Below are 17,566 nucleotides of genomic sequence, written 5' to 3'. Positions count from 1 at the left end.
AAAAAATAAACGAGCAGGAGTCCGATGTGAGCAAGGAAAAATTCTTATTTATTGATCGTGATGGTACATTAATTGATGAGCCCATTAGCGATAAACAAGTCGACAGTTTAGAAAAGCTAAAGTTTGAACCATTCGTGATCCCAGCGTTACTCAAATTACAAAATGCGGGTTACACACTGGTCATTGTTTCTAATCAAGATGGGCTTGGGACTGATAGCTACCCACAAAGTGATTTTGATATCCCCCAAAATGCCATGATGGCGTTATTTGCTTCACAAGGTGTTAAATTCGAGTCTGTATTACTCTGCCCACACTTTACCGAAGATAACTGCAATTGCCGTAAACCGCATTTAGGCATGGTAAAAGAATACTTACACTCTGGTCGAATCGATTTTGCTAACTCGTATGTGATTGGTGATCGTATCACTGATATCCAACTTGCCGAAAACATGGGCATTGAAGGGATCTTCTATAATAGAGATAACTTAAATTGGCCGATGATTGAACAGCAAATACTGAATAAAGGTAACCGTGTTGCGAGTGTCACCCGCACCACGAAAGAAACCAATATCCAAGTCGATGTCGACCTCGACAGCCAAGGTGGTAACATTATTGATACCGGTATGGGATTCTTTGATCATATGTTAGATCAAATTGCTACACATGGCGGTTTTCAACTAAAACTGAGCGTCACTGGCGATCTACACATTGATGATCACCATACCGTTGAAGATACAGCACTGGCGTTAGGTAATGCGATCAAGCAAGCATTAGGCGACAAACGTGGAATTGGCCGTTTCGGTTTTGTATTGCCGATGGACGAATGTGAAGCATCTTGTTCTCTGGATCTATCTGGCCGCGCTTACCTGAAATTTAATGCAGACTTCCCTCGCGATCATATTGGTGAGTTTGCAACCGAGATGGTGCCACATTTTTTCCACTCTTTAAGTGATGGCATGGCGGCGACGCTGCACCTTAAGGTTGAAGGTAAAAATACCCACCACCTTGTTGAGAGTTTATTTAAGGTATTTGGCCGGACACTGCGCCAATGCATTAAAGTCGAAGGCGATGTACTACCAAGCTCGAAAGGAGTGCTTTAATGGATCAAGCAAGTGGCAATGATAAATTAAATAGCAAGGTTGTCATTATTGATACCGGTTGTGCCAACCTGTCATCGGTAAGATTTGCTATAGAACGCCTTGGTTATACGGTAACAGTAAGTCGCGAAGCAGACGTATTACGTAACGCGGATAAATTATTCTTACCCGGTGTTGGAACTGCGCAAGAAGCTATGAAAAACTTAGCCGAACGCGAACTGATTGAATTAGTCAAAAGCCTCACTCAGCCGGTATTGGGGATTTGTCTAGGTATGCAGTTACTGGCTGAATTCTCGGCTGAAGATGATGTGGCAACACTTGGCTTAATTAGTGGCAGTATCGAACATATGCCAAGTGAGGGTGTTCGGCTACCTCATATGGGCTGGAACCAAATAGAGCCACAACAAGATCATCCGTTATTCAAGGATATTCCGAGTGGCAGTTATTTCTATTTTGTACACAGTTATGCGCTGGCCGTTGGCAGCGACACGATTGCAACCTGTACCCACGGCGCACCGTTTACTGCGGCCGTGAATCGAGATAATTTCTACGGTGTACAATTCCACCCAGAGCGTTCAAGTAAAGCGGGTGCACAATTAATCAAGAATTTCCTGGAGATGTAATATGTTAGCAAAACGCATAATACCGTGTTTAGATGTTAAAGATGGTAAGGTCGTCAAAGGGGTTAAATTCCGTAATCATGAATTGATTGGTGACATCGTTCCACTTGCTAAACGTTACGCTGAAGAAGGCGCTGATGAATTAGTATTTTATGATATTACCGCCAGTGCGGATGATCGTGTCGTGGATAAAAGCTGGGTAAGTCGCGTTGCAGAAGTGATTGATATTCCTTTCTGTGTTGCTGGTGGTATTAAGAGTGAAGAAGATGCAGCGCGTATTCTAGAGTTTGGTGCTGACAAAATATCAATCAACTCCCCTGCATTGGCGGATCCAAGTTTAATTAACCGTCTTGCTGCTAAATTTGGCGTGCAATGTATTGTTATTGGTATCGATAGTTATTTTGATGAAAATACCCAAGAGTATAAAGTTTATCAGTTCACCGGTGATGAAACTCGCACCCAAGTAACCAAGTGGACAACCTTTGAATGGATCAAAGAAGTTCAAAAACGCGGTGCCGGTGAAATCGTACTTAACGTGATGAACCAAGACGGTGTTCGTGGCGGCTATGATACGGTGCAATTATCTAAAGCCCGTAAGATCTGTAAAATACCATTGATCGCGTCTGGCGGTGCCGGTGAAATGGTGCATTTCGATAGTGTATTTAAAGATGCAGACGTTGATGGCGCATTAGCCGCAAGTGTATTTCATAAGCAAATCATCAATATTGGTGAACTAAAAGAATACCTACGAGATCAAGGTGTGGAGATCAGAACATGATAACAAACGAACAAATTAGCCAACTTGATTGGAAAAAGGTAGATGGTTTAATGCCAGCAATCATTCAAGACTCAATATCAGGTGAAGTATTGATGCTGGGTTATATGAATGAAGAGGCTTTAACGGCAACACGTGAATTAGGTAAGGTGACATTTTTTAGCCGTACTAAACAACGTCTGTGGACAAAAGGGGAATCTTCAGAGAACTACCTGTTAGTGCAAGAGATCACCAAAGATTGTGATAACGACACATTACTTATCACCGCTAAACCTTGTGGTCCAACATGCCACCTCGGCACCGAGAGTTGTTTCGTAACAGAAAACAAACCCGCCCTCACTTTTATCGCACAACTAGATAAACTATTAGAACAACGTAAAACAGCGGACCCAGCAGAAAGCTACACAGCAAGTTTATTTGCACAAGGCACTAAACGCTGTGCACAAAAAGTCGGTGAAGAAGGTGTTGAAGTTGCATTGGCTGCTGTTGCAAAAGACCGAGATGAATTAGTGAATGAAAGTGCTGATTTACTGTATCACCTGCTCGTGCTATTGCAAAAAGAAGATGTGCCACTAACAGAAGTTGTTCAGTGTTTAGAAAACCGTCATAAATAGCGTCAAAACAGATACTAAATAGGTATCAAACAGCTACTTATTAGATCTAAATCAGTTAAAACTCAGGTTTTTCCGAACCCGGAGTTTTAACTGTACATTTAAACAGTACTTTTAAGGTTCCCGTAAAAAACGAACCAGACAAGGTTATTTTCAATTAGCGCTTAAATTTGGCCAGACAATATTTCTCTTTAAATTTCGGTGTTACATCTTTAAATACCATATCAATTGCCGCGAGATCTTTCTCAATATCACCCGTCACCTTGATCACATCACCTATCGTTACTCGCTTATTCTTATAATCGAGTTGATATAAAATAATCGGCACATTTGCTTCTAACGCTATGTAATAAAAACCTGAGCGCCAAAAATCTTGATATTTTCGTGTACCCTCTGGTGACATCGCATAGAGAAACCGTTCTTGACTATTAAAAATATTAACAACACTCTGCACCATATTGGTCGACTTTGAACGTTCAATCGGCACACCACCTAAAAAGGTCAATACGTTTCTAAATGGCCAACGGAACATTTCAGATTTACCAGCCCACTGCACGTTCACCTTATTGGCAAATCGAGCACTCATTAACAATGGGAAATCCCAGTTTGAAGTATGCGGCGCATAGGCAATTACCGCTTTTTTATACTCATGTGGGATCGGTTCGCAATACCAACCGGTTAAATCAAGAATTTTATTCGCGATCCTGCTAAAAAATTCATTCTGAGAACTATCCTTACTTATATCTTTACCATTTGTGTCGTTGTTATTTATGCTTGATATTCCAGTTTCATTCTTAATTGTCATTATTTTATCCACTATTTATAAACAGACAATTGATACACATAAAATCAGGTTAATATCCGCTCACCTATATAGATATTAACCTTATGTAAATTAACCTAATTTAAAATGCTTTATTATTTAATTAAGTTAATCTAAATCACAATCGTCGTAAGAATGGCTACAGGGTGTCATTAAATCCTGTTTATAACAAGTTTTTATAAATCAATCCCACGTTATAGCATTTTGATATAAATCAACAAAACTTTACACTCCAGAGCTATTTACACCGTATTTGACCTTGATCAATTACAGTTAGTGATTTAAACTTTCAGAAATTTCTGAAAGTTTATTAGGTGCAACGTGAATATCTCCACACAAAACCAATCTTTTGTATATCACTTCGGTGAAATGGGCAGCCGTTGGGGCTTTAACCGTACTGTTGGCCAGATGTATGCGCTGCTTGTTATTTCTGAAGAACCTCTCAACGCCAATGATCTTGCCAGTGGGTTAAGTATCTCTCGCGGCAATGTCAGTATGGGCATTAAAGAACTGCAATCATGGCAGTTGATCCAAGTTAGCCACATTCCAGGTGATCGCAAAGAATACTACAGTGCCATAGGCAGCATTTGGGATATGGCGAATACTGTATTCAAAGAACGTAGAAAGCGTGAAATTGATCCGACGCTATCTTTGTTACGTGCTTCACTGTTAGACAAACCAACAGATGCAAGTGACGAATATGCTCAGGGGAAAATGCAAGAGATCCACGACCTACTGGAAATGGTCACTGAATGGGCGGCAGAATTACAGCGCCTTAACCCAGAACAACTCAGTCGATTAATGAAGTTGGGTGCTGGTGTCTCCAAAATGTTGTCTGTTAAAGATCAATTATTTCCTAATAAAAAAAATTCTGATTCAAATTAATCTAGTGGAGTATTGTTAAAATGATTAATGAAACCTTAGTAGAGTTATCCCGCTGGCAGTTCGCCATCACAGCTCTATTCCATTTCCTTTTCGTGCCGCTCACAATCGGTATGACTTGGATCCTGTTTATCATGGAAGCAGTATACGTGATGACGGGCCGTATTATTTACCGTGATATGACTAAATTCTGGGGTAAGCTGTTTGCAATTAACTTTGCCATCGGTGTCGCGACTGGCTTAACAATGGAATTTGAGTTCGGTACTAACTGGTCTTACTATTCACATTATGTGGGTGATGTATTTGGTGCCCCACTCGCCATTGAAGGTCTTATGGCATTCTTCCTCGAATCGACCTTCGTTGGTATGTTCTTGTTAGGTTGGGAAAGATTAAGTAAAAGACAGCATCTGGCTGCCACTTTCTTAATGGCAATAGGGACCAACCTGTCAGCGATGTGGATCTTAGTTGCAAACGGTTGGATGCAAAATCCCGTCGGCAGTGAATTCAACTACCAAACAATGCGTATGGAGATGGTTAGCTTTTCCGAACTAGTGTTAAACCCTGTAGCCCAAGTTAAATTTATTCATACTGTTGCTGCCGGGTATGTGGCAGGCGCAATGTTTGTCATGAGTATCAGTAGTTACTATCTATTAAAAGGTCGTGACGTGGCGTTTGCTAAACGTTCATTTTCTGTTGCAGCCGGATTTGGTATTGCTTCTATCTGCTCGGTATTACTACTGGGTGATGAATCAGGTTATGAAGTTGGCGAGGTACAACGTGTTAAGCTGGCCGCTATTGAAGCTGAATATCATACAGAGCCCGCACCTGCCGCATTCACCCTCATTGGTTTTCCTAATGATGAAACCATGGAAACGGATTACGCAATCAAGATCCCTTATGCGTTAGGTATTATTGCCACCCGTTCACTTGACGGTCAAGTAACAGGTATCAGTGATCTGAAAAAAGAGCATGAAGTACGTATCCGTGAAGGTATGTTCGCTTATGATTACTTACAAAAATTACGTAATGGTCAAGAAACGCCAGAAAATATTGCCCGTTTCAATGAGCTAAAAGGCGACTTAGGCTATGGGCTATTGTTAAAACGTTACACTGATAATGTCATTGATGCGACTGAAGAACAAATTCAGATGGCCGTTGAAGATTCTATTCCACCTGTTGCGCCAATATTTTGGGCATTCCGTATCATGGTTGGTAGTGGCGTTGTTATGTTTGGCTTGTTTATCTTAGCCTTCTACTACAACGCTCGCCGTGTTATTGAACAAAAACGCTGGTTATTAAAAGCCATTCTATTTGCCTTACCACTGCCTTGGGTTGCGATAGAAACAGGCTGGTTTGTTGCAGAGTTTGGCCGCCAACCTTGGGCTATCAGTGAAATTTTACCGACCTTCATGGCGACTTCAAGTTTAGAAGCAAGCTCAGTACTCTTTACTATGATTGCCTTCATCGTTGTATATGCAGTGTTGTTCGTTATCGAAATGTGGTTAATGATTAAATTTGCGAAAATTGGTCCAAGTTCATTACATACTGGTCGTTACCATTTTGAGCAAGAAACTCAACAAGCATCACCACAATTACGTCAAGACAAATACTAAGGGCTTAGATTATGTTTGATTATGAAAGCTTAAAACTTATCTGGTGGTTAATCATCGGGATACTACTCATCGGGTTTGCAGTGACCGATGGCATGGATATGGGCGTGGGTGGTTTACTGCCTTTCGTTGCAAAAGATGATACTGAACGCCGTGTTGTGATTAATACGATTGCCGCCCACTGGGACGGTAACCAAGTATGGTTTATCACCGCAGGTGCGTCTTTATTCGCGGCATGGCCAATGGTATATGCGACTGCATTTAGTGGTTTCTACTTTGCCATGATGTTGACACTTTTCTGTCTATTTTTACGTCCATTAGGATTTGACTATCGCAGTAAAATCGATTCACCAAAATGGCGCTACAACTGGGATAAAGCCTTATTCGTTGGCAGTATGGTTCCGCCATTAGTGTTCGGTATTGCGTTTGGTAATTTACTACAAGGTGTACCATTTAGCTTTGATGAATTTATGCGTGTTACGTACACAGGTTCATTCTTTGCATTGTTTAATCCTTTTGCACTTCTTAGCGGTGTAGTGAGTGTATCTATGATGCTTATGCACGGTGCAACTTGGTTATCAATGCGTACCGATGAACATGTAGCAGCGCGTTCAGCAAAAGCAGCACAGATATTTGCAGCCGTACTTGTTGTTAGCTTTAGCCTTGCAGGTCTAATGATTGCCACTTCAATTGATGGTTTTATCATTCAAAGCACGATAGATCCACTTGGCCTTGCACAACCAACAACAAAAGTTGTAACCACAGCAACAGGAGCTTGGTTAAATAACTTTAATGCACATCCTGTACTTTGGTCATTACCTGCAACAGGTCTTGTGATGGCGATTGTCGCTGGCTTACTTGCACGCTTCAAGCCAGGTGGTTTAGCATTTACTGCAAGTGCATTATCAATTGCTGGTGTGATATTCACGATGGGTGTCTCTATGTTCCCATTCATCATGCCGTCAAGCAGTATGCCTAATCACAGCTTAACGTTATGGGATGCGGTATCAAGTGAGAAAACATTAAACATAATGCTCATTGTGGTCTCGATATTCTTACCAATCATCCTTTGTTATACCACTTGGTGTTATCACAAAATGTGGAGAACGGTAACCCGTGAAGAAATTAAAGATAACAACTATACATCTTATTAAGGAGTAAACCATGTGGTATTTCAGTTGGATCCTAGGTGTTTTACTGGCTGTTTCGCTCGGTATCATCAATGTAATGTGGTACGAAATGGAACAGCATACAGATAACGTAGCAAAAGATCAGGATGATGAAAATAACGAAAAATAAGGATTAAGCTTTGCGCCCAAGGATGGGCGTCTGTTTATATACCCAAGTTACTTGGGTATAAACCTCCAATTTCAGGGTCTATCATTTCAATATTCCTCCAATTTCAGGCTACCCAATGACAGAATCAGTTAATACAGATTACACGCAAAAAGAACTTTTAACTTGGCTTAAAAGCCAACGCACTCAGGCCCAAGGTCGTTTAAGCAAAGCGATTGCATTAGGCGCATTTAATGGCATATTGATGATTGTTCAAATGGCTATTTTAGCTGGCATCATCAACGAAATCATATTCTTAAACAAAACCCTTACAGAAATAACCCCGTTATTATTTGGCTTGGTTGCCATCATTATTACGCGTACTGTATTCGGTTATATCAGTGAGCGATACAGTCGTCATGCTGCCATGCTCATTAAAGTGTCGATAAGACAACAATTGTTGCAGCACTTATTCGCAATGGGTCCCGCAAAAACACAGACTATCGGCAGCGCCAAAATAGCCCAACTGCTACATCAAGGTGTTGATTCACTCGAAGATTACTTCTCAGGTTACTTACCTGTGGTCGCTTACTGTTCGGTGATCCCAAGCGCGGTTTTATTTGCCGTATTCCCAATGGATTGGCTTTCTGGTTTAGTGTTAATGCTAACGGCGCCGATGGTGCCAATGTTTATGATCATTATTGGTCATAAAGCGCATGATTTAAACCAAAAACATTGGACCAAACTACTGCGCATGAGCAGCCATTTCCTTGATATTATTCAAGGGCTGACTCAGCTTAAAATATTCAACGCATCGCGCCAAGAAATGGCTGCCGTAAAAACCATTAGTGAAGACTATGGTAACCAAACCATGGGGATCTTAAAGATCGCCTTTCTGTCTTCATTCATGTTAGAGTTTTTGGCCTCTATTGCTATTGCACTTGTTGCTGTGATCTTAGGTTTTAGACTTTATTATGGTGATGTCGATTATTTATTAGCGCTGTGGGTGTTGTTACTTGCCCCGGAATTCTATTTACCATTTAGACAACTAGGTACTCAGTATCACGCTAAGATGGCCGGAGTTACCGCAGCCCAAGATATGCTACAAATTCTCAGCATACCCATTAAAGAAAATCAAGCTGAGACACAGTTTAAAGCACCTTTCGACATCAGCTTAACTGATGTTAACTTCACCTACTCGGGTCGTAAAAATACGCTTAAAAATATTAACTTAACGCTATCTAATCACGGTTTATATGCTGTTATTGGTGAAAGTGGCGCGGGTAAGTCAACGCTGATCGATACCATCTTAGGTTTTAATACCCCTGATAGTGGCTCAATGACGATCAACGGTACTAAACACACATCTGCAGAGCGTGATGCTTGGCTAAATCATTGTGGTTGGATCGCACAACAAGGCCACATTTTCTACGGCAGTCTTGGTTTCAATATCGCGTTAACAGAAGACTATGACAACGCTAAGATCCAGCAAGTATTAACCAGTGTCGGTCTTGCTGATTTTGTAGCGCAATTAAAAGATGGGTTAAACACCCATGTTGGTGAAGGTGGTGTGGGTATTTCTGGTGGTCAGTCTCAACGATTAGCATTAGCACGTGCATTTTACCACCAGCCGGATGTGCTCATTCTTGATGAGCCAAGTAGCCATTTAGATAAAGATACCGAGCAAATTGTCAGTGACAGCGTCGCTGAATATGCCAAACAGCATTTGGTTATTGTTATCGCCCATCGTTTACATACAGTGGTTGACGCGAAACAGATCATTGTATTAGAACAAGGTCAAATTATCGAACAAGGTACCCACACAGAATTACTTGCGCTAAATGGTAGCTATGCAAATACTGTTAACATCGATATGGAGATGAACGTATGAATCCATTAGTTAGATTGATGAAACTCCTTAAACCACAGCTCCCGTTAATGTTACTTGGTACCTTGTTATCGATTATCACCATAATGGCTAATATTGGCTTGCTCGCGGTTTCCGGTTGGTTCATTACCATCATGGCCATTGCGGGACTGTCTGGTGTAACAGCTAACTATTTCACGCCTGCCGCCATTATCCGTTTTTTAGCAATTGTACGTACAGCAGGCCGATATGCTGAACGTTTGTTAACGCACCGGGCGACATTTAATACCCTTGCTGCATTACGTTACTATTTTTATACCCGCTTAGAGCCGTTATTGCCCTACTACCGTGTTAACTTTAAGTCAGCCGATATCCTTGCTCGTTTGCAACAAGACATCGATGAACTTGATAATTTTTACTTAAGAGTGTTACTCCCTGCATTCGTTGCTATTTGTAGTATTCCACTGGTTGGCTGGGGGGTGAGTTTTATTTCATCCGACCTCGCGTTGGTTATTGTCGGTGCATTAATCCTTGTTGGTTTTGTGTTACCCATATTCATTTTCTTATTAAGTAAAAAGCGCGCACAACAACAAGCAAAACTCTCAAGTGAGCTAAAAGTTGAATTAGTCGACGGCATGGTATCAATGCGTGAATTATTGGTTTATCAAATTTCACATCAATATCAACAGTCGATCAATCGAGTGTCAGAAAGCTATCACCGCGCTGAATTACATTTACACCGCCTGCATGCATTAGCCACTGCGTTAACATTTTTAGCCATTAACGCTACCGTGTTTGCAAGCTTATATCTACTGGTACCTCTGGTACAAACTGGCGATTTAAAACCTGAGTTTGTTGCTAGTAGTGCACTGCTCATTTTAGTTTGTTTCGAAACGGTCATTAATATGCCCCTCGCCTGCCAAATCTTACCTAAAGTGCATGACAGTGCCGCTCGTTTGTTCGAAATTATTGATAAGCCTATTCCCGACCTTGGTGGCGATACTTTAGTAACAACCGGTCCAATTAAGTTTAATAATCTAAGTTTCACTTATCCTGATGGTCATGACTGTGTATTAAAAGATATTGACCTTACCATTCAACAAGGTGAGAAAGTGGCGATTATCGGTGCCAGTGGTGCGGGTAAATCAACCTTAGCTAATCTATTAATGGGATTCTGGCCTATTCCGCCATCGAACAATACGTCACAGTCAGATATGCTTGATAAGTTAACGCCATGTATCACTATTAATGACGTTGACTTAAATCAGTTGAATACAGAATCATTACGTGAACACATTGCATTGATGAGCCAAAACAGCCATCTTTTCCATGCCACGATTGGTGACAACCTGCGTTTAGCCTACCCGAAAGTAACAGAATCACAAATGCGTGATGTATGTCAGATTGTGGGGTTAATCGATTTTATTGATGAGTTAGAGAATGGATTTAAGACGTGGCTAGGAGAGACTGGTTCTGGTTTATCCGGTGGTCAAAAACAACGATTATGTTTAGCGCAAGTGTTATTGCGAAATGCAAAGGTGCTCGTGCTCGATGAGCCAACCAAAGGACTTGATCGCCATAGTGAAAGAACCATCATTACCAATCTATTTCAACAACTGGAACAATCACAGCAAAGTTTACTGTTGATCACCCACAAACCATTAATGTTACAAAAGATGGATAAAATCATCGTGATGGACGAAGGGACTATTGTTGCCCAAGGGGATCATAAAACCTTAATGGAAACCAATGATTATTACCGAAAACTGCTCAACTATTTCTAGACGTTGGTAACGCAGAATATAAACCGGGTAATACACACAAATGTATTACCCGTCTTAACTTAAGCAATTACTTAATTGCTTCACTCACTAAGCCTTTCTCACTTAGGTATAAATATAAAGCGTCCACACGCTCTTTATTCACGCCAAAATCAAATTTTCCATATCGAGATGCAGACCGAACGGCAATAATACCGTTTTGTTCACGAAGATGAAGTTCAAAATCATCAACAAAACGCATGAATGTACTTGTACTTTCGACATACAAATAATCTTTAAGTTCTCTCACTATTTCCATATTGCTTTGCGAGTCTAGGTATAGCTTTATTTCAGCCCATACCTGCTCAGAGTTCGCTTCTAATTTGAATGCTGGGACATAGTGACTTTCGTCTAGACTGTCACTTGATACACAATTAGGTGTGTCAGGACAAGGTGCTAACGTTGAATTAACAATACCTAAATTATGGGGACGTGCACCAGTACATGCAGTAAGCACAAGGCTACAAGTTAATATGAATGTAAAACGGGTATATACTCGAGACGTAAACATTTGAATCCTTAAGCTATTAACCACTGACGTAATTTAACCAAAAAACTCAATAAACAGCAAGTAGTCATCTTGTAATAAACATTTGCTTTTATAGCGCACTATTACTTAGCTGGTTTTTCGGTGTACTCATCATCACTGTAATAACCATAATAATAATCAGACCCAGACACACCATCTGTATTAACGTGGTTCATCACAATACCAACAAGATTGGCATCAACTTTAGCAAGACGGCGAACGCCATTTTGAACTAACCGCACCCGTGTTACTTCACTCTTAATGACATAAATAATTGCGTCTGTATGCAGTGATATGATCAATGCATCACTCACTGCCTGAATCGGTGGTGTATCAATAACAATTCGATCATATGACTGCCTTAAACTGCTCAGTAACTGCTTAAACCGTTTCGAAGATAACAATTCTTGCGCATTTTTGGGCGTCGGTCCACAGGCCATAATATGTGCACCGGATACTTTATCTACGGTAATGCAGTCTGTTATATTCGCTTCACCAGTAATCAATTGTGCTAGTCCAGGTTTATCTTTTGGTATATTAAAATTATTTGCTAGACTCGGTTTGCGCATATCAGCATCAATAAGGATTGTTTTTTCAATCTGAGCCAACGAGAAGGCCATATTTGTCGCTGCTGTGGACTTACCTTCGTTCGGTTGCGAGGAGATTATCCCAATAACCTGATTAACCCGTTGACCTTGTGCTAATAAAAAACTAGTTCGCAATGTGCGTATAGATTCAGAAAATTTACGGCCTTTTTCATCAAAGAAATAATGCAAATCTAAATTTTGGTGGCGTTTCCTGCCAATCTTAGGCAGTACACCTAATACCGGAAGACCAAGTTTGGTCTCTATATCGCCGACCGAGTTAAAATTATCAGTGAAGTATTCTTTAACCAATAAATAACTAATATGTAAAATAATCGTCAATACAAAAGCAATGATAACAAGTAGATTCGAACTTAACGTAATAGGTTTATTTGGCGTATGCGCTCTGTCGGTAAAACGTGCGACGGCGGCATTAAAGTCACTGGTTAATGCCGTTTCTTTAGAACGTTCTAGGAAGGTATTAAAAAGTTTACGGTTACTTTCTACGTCACGAACTAATTTCTGGTATTCATTGTCCTTGCCGATGACATCCTGAAATTCACGTTGAATCTTCTTATATTCCCTTTTTAAAGCAGCAACATTACTCTGTTTCATTTTAAGATCTCTACCCAATCCGGTCACTAATTTAGAGATCTGAATGGTCAGATGTTTATTGACCGTATAAAGCTCAGATTTAGCCGCGATAAGATCAGGATGTTTACGCCCATAGATTTGTGATAATTCAGATACTTTTAATTTAGCTTTCACCTTTAAATTTTTAATATTTTGAATTACGGGGTGCGAGGTTATCTCTGGTATTGATTCTAATTTATCAATGTTCTTTATACCGTATTCACTTACTGCTCGGACAAGACTCCGTAATTGATTCACTTCATTTTTGGCTTCAATTAATTGATGAGAGGTTTGCTCAAGCTCATTGCCCACTAAACCCGTTAAACCTCTCCCTCCACGATTTTGTAAATCTATGATATTTTGTTCTTTACGGTATACTTGTAATCGTGATTCCGACACATCAAGGCTCTCGCGTAAATCTTCGAGTCTTTTTCTTAGCCAATGAGCTGCATTTTTATTGATTGACGATTTAACCTCAAGATCTTGCGCTATATAAGCCTCACCAACGGCATTCGCGATCAAGGCAGCCAAAGCGGGATCTTCACTGTCAAACGAAAGCTTAACAAGCTGTGTTTTTCTAATTGGGGTGACAATTAAACTGTTTGAAAACTGTCTTAAACGTGCTCTTTTCTCTTTTTGGCTTTCTAACTCTTCGAAACTAATCTCGCTACCAACTTGCGATACACCATTAATATAACCAGCACCGATATTTTCGCTAAATTCATTATCGACTTTATCGTCAATAACAAAGAAATTCACTGATGGTAAAGCCTCTAGTAGGTGACCGACCAACATACTTTTCCAACTTTCACTTGTTTGGAATGATGGCTGTTGTTGGAGATTTAGGCGATCGAATACAGTTTCTGCGATGGAATAAGACTTAAGAATTTCAAACTGCGTCAAGTAATACTCTTTCCTATTCGAATTGAGCCCTTGAACTGAATCAAATGCAACCGCTTGCACTTGATCAGCTTCGATCAACAAGGTTGCAGAAGCACGGTATACCGGTGACTTATTTGATAGGTATAATGCTGTAAATATAGAGACTAAAACAGCTAGAAAGAATATCCGCCATTTATATCGTTGGATCACATGCCAATGCGGTGAAGGTAACACAATGTCATTATTGACAGACGATTTATTGAGACTCTGTTCTAGTTTATCCATCAGAAAAACCTTTGCTTAATCAAAATGGTATCACCAGCGTTAACTTTATAGGTTAAGCTTGCGTTAATTTGCTTATTTTTGTTTTTTTCCTTAAGTAAATATATCTTACCTTTAGATGCTCTCTCGGTTAATCCGCCCGCTAAAGCAATTGCTTGGCTTACTGTTAAACCTGGCTGATAGGGGTAACCTCCTGGCTTTTGAACTTCACCATGAATGTAAAAAGGACGGTATTCGACAACGTGGACATAGACATTAGGGTTAACTAAATAATCGCCTTTTAAACCTTTATAAATAAGTTTCTCTACTTGTTTAACCGTTAACCCTGTCACCTTTATTTCACCAAAAAAGGGATAATTAATTTGGCCACTATTACTTAGTAATGTTTCCACCGTGAGATCTTTTTGACCAAAGACTTTAATCTCAACTTTATCACCAGGTCCTAAAATATAGAAATTCTTTGCTATAACCGAAAATTGTATTAAAACAAACAACATACCAATAATGATTTTTTTAATCATGCTTGCCACCTAAAGCGTAAACGTTAAACTTACACCAACAACATTTTTATCATATTCAAACACTGTGTTCGTCGATTGGTTTTTATCCCATTCACCAAAGACAGCAATTGCAAAATTTTGAGTTAAATCATAATTAATTTTTAGTGAATACCCATAGGTATCATCAACTCGTGATATACCACTGTAGTCATCTTTATATTTATAGACACCGAAAGAAGTATCATAATATGTCGCCCAGTAATGTCTCCATTCGACCTGGTATTTTGTTTTCAGAACATAATCTCCCTCAACATCTGGGTCTTTAGTTGCTTGGGATGTCGAAAATGTCAGCTTAGAATAAGTAAGTGGTCGCCACACCCCACCAATATTCCAACTAAAACCGGTGAAATCATCACGACGGCTGTCAGTAAACTCTTTAGCTTGAACACCTATTTTAATAAAACCATGTAAGATTGAAGAGGCTTCCCATTGCATGCCAAAAAGTGCCGTGTATACATCCGAATCTCGGTTGAATTCATTCGGATCGTTGTAGTCATAGCCAATTTTTTCAACATTAACTTCTATAACTGTATCTGTGTGTGCTCTAGTCGAATAATAAAAAGTAGAACCGAGTAAAACCGAATCATAATTACTCCGTCTCGTTATTGCATAAAAGTTACGGTATTCTTTCGTATAATATTGAAGATCAAAAACAAGTCGGCCTTTTGTTTGTTCAGCGCCATACTCATAGGCAACCGCCAGCGTGTTTTTCCCATACAGAATTGGTTCATCTGTTTTTTCGAAATCTTCTTCAGTTTTTCCGGTCCCACGTGGTTCCGTTAACCACTCACCTTTTACACTAAGGTCAATACGATGTGTATCATTTGGCTCTATATGCGCATTCATGCCCAGTTCAACATCGGTATAATTATCACTGCTACTTGCTTCGTACATCCCTTTTTCTGCATTTATATCAAAGCTATAATAATTAATACCATCGTCCATTTTAAAATTAACAGACGGCATAACAGCCATAATTACACTACTGGTACCACGTCCTTGCTCGTTATAAATATTATCATCATAGACAACACCGATTTCTAAAGATGGTTTAACAAATAAACCACCATCAGTAATATGCGTATCTGGTATGTAAGCAAATACACCATCACTCAATAAAGCTAAACTAAACCAGTACAAGTTGACATTAAATACTTTCATTCAGGCCACTCCATTTGTACACTAATTCCAGCTTGCATCATGACTTACCTCTACACATACTAATAAGTGTTCGACCTTTTTAAACAGGTCAGTATCGTTAACATTAGAATTTTCAAGTCAAACCAGATTGACCACTGCAAAATATAATAAAGGTCAAATTCAACTCGTTTTTGCATTTTATCTAATGTATCAGTCTCTCCTCGCCAGCCACTGACTTGTGCCCAACCAGTGATCCCAGGTTTTACGTGATGACGTAACATATAAAATTGAATAAGTTTACGATATTCTTCGTTATGCGATACAGCATGAGGCCGAGGACCTACAACGGACATGTCACCCATCAATACATTAAAAAACTGAGGCAGCTCGTCAAGAGAGTTACGACGAAGAAAGGCACCAAAGGCGGTGATACGTTTGTCTTCTCTTGTAGCTTGTTTAATTTCCCCATCCGATTCCATTACCGTCATACTTCTAAACTTGAGGACAGAAATTGTTTCGCCTCGTAATCCGTACCGACTTTGTTTAAATAATACGGGGCCTGGAGAGGTCAGCTTTAATGTTATCGCGATGAGAATGTACACAGGAGAGAGCAGTATTATCGCAATTAGACTCACGACGATATCTTCAAATCGTTTAAGCAATATTTTGGAACCTAAATAAGGAGATTCAAAAATACTCAGGGCGTCAATTTTACCTATATGAGTCAGACGACCATGCATAACGTCTGATAACATAAACGCAGGAACGACATATACATCTACAGTGGTATCAGATAATAAATTGATAATTTCGGCGATGCGCTTCTCCGCTGAAATCGGTAATGCAATAAACAGGATATCGATTTCGCCATTTTTTGCGTCATTAATACATTTTGATATATCACTAATTACCGTTAACCCTTTCGGTAAACGGTCTGTTTCTCTATCATCAAAAAATCCAACAAAATCAAAACCTAATTCGTCACAATGACTGATTTCATGATATAAATTAGCCCCCGTTGATGTCGCGCCTAATATAGCCATTTTGCGAAGATTTATGCCGAGTTTACTGCGTACCACTGTCCATTGATGTTTTAAGATTCGCCACGTAAAACAACTCGAAAATGACACGAAAAACCATGTACTTAAAACATAACTGGGAAAATAAAATGAGTTTTCAAGCCACATTCCTATCCCCAAAAGTATAAGAAATGAAGATATAAACACAGCAATAACCGTCATCAACACTGTTAAAAACCGGCCGACACGCCAACATTGATATAAATCAAGCGCTTCCGCGATATATAAAAACACTACCAACGCTGTTAACGCAACAATAATATAGTCTTGTGTCATTTCAAGACTATTACTATTAATTACAAAGACTAAAGAAAATGTAATACAACTTAAATCCAAAAGACGATAAATAAAATAATAATTATCAGAACTCACCTTAAATGTATTAACAGGTTTCAAAACGCGATTCCTTAACAAATTTAAAGTAGACTCATTTTTAAATAAATGAACTACTGAGCTACAAAAACTTACCGCTCATCCATTGAATATGTCATTGATAA

Annotated in this window: 16 protein-coding genes; 10 read left to right on the top strand and 6 right to left on the bottom strand. The window is 39.6% G+C overall.

Going from position 1 to position 17,566, the window contains the following annotated elements:
* Window positions 1-26: 26 nt before the first annotated feature.
* From hisB to hisIE, 4 genes are read left to right on the top strand one after another with little or no spacing between them, the layout of a single operon-like run.
* Window positions 27-1,100, top strand: coding sequence for a bifunctional histidinol-phosphatase/imidazoleglycerol-phosphate dehydratase HisB (gene hisB, locus HRT96_RS06430; protein ID WP_293153913.1), 1,074 nt, complete (start codon window positions 27-29; stop codon window positions 1,098-1,100).
* Window positions 1,100-1,720 (top strand): imidazole glycerol phosphate synthase subunit HisH, encoded by a 621-nt coding sequence (gene hisH / locus HRT96_RS06425; protein ID WP_293153910.1) that lies wholly within the window; start codon window positions 1,100-1,102, stop codon window positions 1,718-1,720. Before hisB ends, hisH begins: the two co-directional genes overlap by 1 nt.
* 1 nt (window position 1,721) lies before the next feature.
* A complete protein-coding gene (gene hisF / locus HRT96_RS06420; RefSeq protein ID WP_293153907.1) occupies window positions 1,722-2,495 on the top strand; it encodes an imidazole glycerol phosphate synthase subunit HisF in 774 nt (257 codons plus the stop codon).
* Window positions 2,492-3,106 carry a bifunctional phosphoribosyl-AMP cyclohydrolase/phosphoribosyl-ATP diphosphatase HisIE gene (hisIE, locus tag HRT96_RS06415; protein ID WP_293153904.1) on the top strand — a complete coding sequence of 205 codons (615 nt, stop codon included), beginning with the start codon at window positions 2,492-2,494 and terminating at the stop codon, window positions 3,104-3,106. Before hisF ends, hisIE begins: the two co-directional genes overlap by 4 nt.
* 154 nt (window positions 3,107-3,260) lie before the next feature.
* Here the strand turns inward: hisIE and HRT96_RS06410 are convergent, their stop codons facing one another.
* A complete protein-coding gene (locus tag HRT96_RS06410) occupies window positions 3,261-3,908 on the bottom strand; it encodes a lysophospholipid acyltransferase family protein (RefSeq protein ID WP_293153901.1) in 648 nt (215 codons plus the stop codon).
* 339 nt (window positions 3,909-4,247) lie between these two features.
* Between HRT96_RS06410 and HRT96_RS06405 the strand changes: the two genes are divergently transcribed.
* From HRT96_RS06405 to cydC, 6 genes are all read left to right on the top strand, one after another.
* Complete coding sequence (locus HRT96_RS06405) at window positions 4,248-4,811, top strand: GbsR/MarR family transcriptional regulator (RefSeq protein WP_293153898.1); 564 nt, start codon at window positions 4,248-4,250, stop codon at window positions 4,809-4,811.
* A 20-nt stretch (window positions 4,812-4,831) separates the two neighbouring features.
* The gene (locus HRT96_RS06400; RefSeq protein ID WP_293153895.1) at window positions 4,832-6,421 is read left to right on the top strand and encodes a cytochrome ubiquinol oxidase subunit I; all 1,590 of its coding nucleotides are present in this window, start codon (window positions 4,832-4,834) and stop codon (window positions 6,419-6,421) included.
* A gap of 11 nt (window positions 6,422-6,432) precedes the next feature.
* Window positions 6,433-7,572 carry a cytochrome d ubiquinol oxidase subunit II gene (gene cydB, locus HRT96_RS06395; RefSeq protein ID WP_293153892.1) on the top strand — a complete coding sequence of 380 codons (1,140 nt, stop codon included), beginning with the start codon at window positions 6,433-6,435 and terminating at the stop codon, window positions 7,570-7,572.
* 10 nt (window positions 7,573-7,582) lie between these two features.
* Window positions 7,583-7,717, top strand: a complete 135-nt coding sequence (cydX, locus tag HRT96_RS06390) for a cytochrome bd-I oxidase subunit CydX (RefSeq protein WP_006034505.1) — start codon at window positions 7,583-7,585, stop codon at window positions 7,715-7,717.
* 115 nt (window positions 7,718-7,832) lie between these two features.
* Window positions 7,833-9,584: a thiol reductant ABC exporter subunit CydD gene (gene cydD, locus HRT96_RS06385; RefSeq protein WP_293153889.1), complete on the top strand. Its 1,752-nt coding sequence runs from the start codon at window positions 7,833-7,835 to the stop codon at window positions 9,582-9,584.
* Window positions 9,581-11,344, top strand: a complete 1,764-nt coding sequence (gene cydC / locus HRT96_RS06380) for a thiol reductant ABC exporter subunit CydC (RefSeq protein ID WP_293153886.1) — start codon at window positions 9,581-9,583, stop codon at window positions 11,342-11,344. Before cydD ends, cydC begins: the two co-directional genes overlap by 4 nt.
* Before the next feature lie 67 nt (window positions 11,345-11,411).
* On the opposite strand, the gene HRT96_RS06375 is transcribed toward cydC, so the two are convergent.
* The 5 genes from HRT96_RS06375 to HRT96_RS06355 all read right to left on the bottom strand — a co-directional run bounded on the left by HRT96_RS06375 (window position 11,412) and on the right by HRT96_RS06355 (window position 17,465).
* Window positions 11,412-11,891 (bottom strand): DUF1499 domain-containing protein, encoded by a 480-nt coding sequence (locus HRT96_RS06375; RefSeq protein ID WP_293153883.1) that lies wholly within the window; start codon window positions 11,889-11,891, stop codon window positions 11,412-11,414.
* 101 nt (window positions 11,892-11,992) lie between these two features.
* The gene (locus tag HRT96_RS06370) at window positions 11,993-14,293 is read right to left on the bottom strand and encodes a polysaccharide biosynthesis tyrosine autokinase (protein ID WP_293153880.1); all 2,301 of its coding nucleotides are present in this window, start codon (window positions 14,291-14,293) and stop codon (window positions 11,993-11,995) included.
* On the bottom strand, window positions 14,293-14,811 hold the full coding sequence (locus HRT96_RS06365) for a polysaccharide biosynthesis/export family protein (RefSeq protein ID WP_293153877.1): 519 nt from the start codon (window positions 14,809-14,811) through the stop codon (window positions 14,293-14,295). Before HRT96_RS06365 ends, HRT96_RS06370 begins: the two co-directional genes overlap by 1 nt.
* Before the next feature lie 9 nt (window positions 14,812-14,820).
* The gene (locus tag HRT96_RS06360) at window positions 14,821-16,011 is read right to left on the bottom strand and encodes an outer membrane beta-barrel protein (RefSeq protein WP_293153874.1); all 1,191 of its coding nucleotides are present in this window, start codon (window positions 16,009-16,011) and stop codon (window positions 14,821-14,823) included.
* Window positions 16,012-16,070: 59 nt separating this feature from the next.
* The gene (locus HRT96_RS06355; RefSeq protein ID WP_293153871.1) at window positions 16,071-17,465 is read right to left on the bottom strand and encodes an undecaprenyl-phosphate glucose phosphotransferase; all 1,395 of its coding nucleotides are present in this window, start codon (window positions 17,463-17,465) and stop codon (window positions 16,071-16,073) included.
* Between the last annotated feature and the right edge of the window lie 101 nt (window positions 17,466-17,566).

Source organism: Moritella sp. (assembly GCF_013215705.1).
Taxonomy (GTDB): domain Bacteria; phylum Pseudomonadota; class Gammaproteobacteria; order Enterobacterales; family Moritellaceae; genus Moritella.
The sequence above is the reverse complement of the archived record's forward strand: the minus strand, read 5'-3'. Positions and strand labels throughout refer to the sequence as shown.

Coding starts and splice junctions, on each gene's coding strand:
- hisH (WP_293153910.1), top strand. CDS start 1,100: ATGGATCAAGCAAGTGGCAATGATAAATTAAATAGCAAGGTTGTCATT.
- hisF (WP_293153907.1), top strand. CDS start 1,722: ATGTTAGCAAAACGCATAATACCGTGTTTAGATGTTAAAGATGGTAAG.
- hisIE (WP_293153904.1), top strand. CDS start 2,492: ATGATAACAAACGAACAAATTAGCCAACTTGATTGGAAAAAGGTAGAT.
- HRT96_RS06410 (WP_293153901.1), bottom strand. CDS start 3,908: ATGACAATTAAGAATGAAACTGGAATATCAAGCATAAATAACAACGAC.
- HRT96_RS06400 (WP_293153895.1), top strand. CDS start 4,832: ATGATTAATGAAACCTTAGTAGAGTTATCCCGCTGGCAGTTCGCCATC.
- cydB (WP_293153892.1), top strand. CDS start 6,433: ATGTTTGATTATGAAAGCTTAAAACTTATCTGGTGGTTAATCATCGGG.
- cydX (WP_006034505.1), top strand. CDS start 7,583: ATGTGGTATTTCAGTTGGATCCTAGGTGTTTTACTGGCTGTTTCGCTC.
- cydD (WP_293153889.1), top strand. CDS start 7,833: ATGACAGAATCAGTTAATACAGATTACACGCAAAAAGAACTTTTAACT.
- cydC (WP_293153886.1), top strand. CDS start 9,581: ATGAATCCATTAGTTAGATTGATGAAACTCCTTAAACCACAGCTCCCG.
- HRT96_RS06375 (WP_293153883.1), bottom strand. CDS start 11,891: ATGTTTACGTCTCGAGTATATACCCGTTTTACATTCATATTAACTTGT.
- HRT96_RS06370 (WP_293153880.1), bottom strand. CDS start 14,293: ATGGATAAACTAGAACAGAGTCTCAATAAATCGTCTGTCAATAATGAC.
- HRT96_RS06365 (WP_293153877.1), bottom strand. CDS start 14,811: ATGATTAAAAAAATCATTATTGGTATGTTGTTTGTTTTAATACAATTT.
- HRT96_RS06360 (WP_293153874.1), bottom strand. CDS start 16,011: ATGAAAGTATTTAATGTCAACTTGTACTGGTTTAGTTTAGCTTTATTG.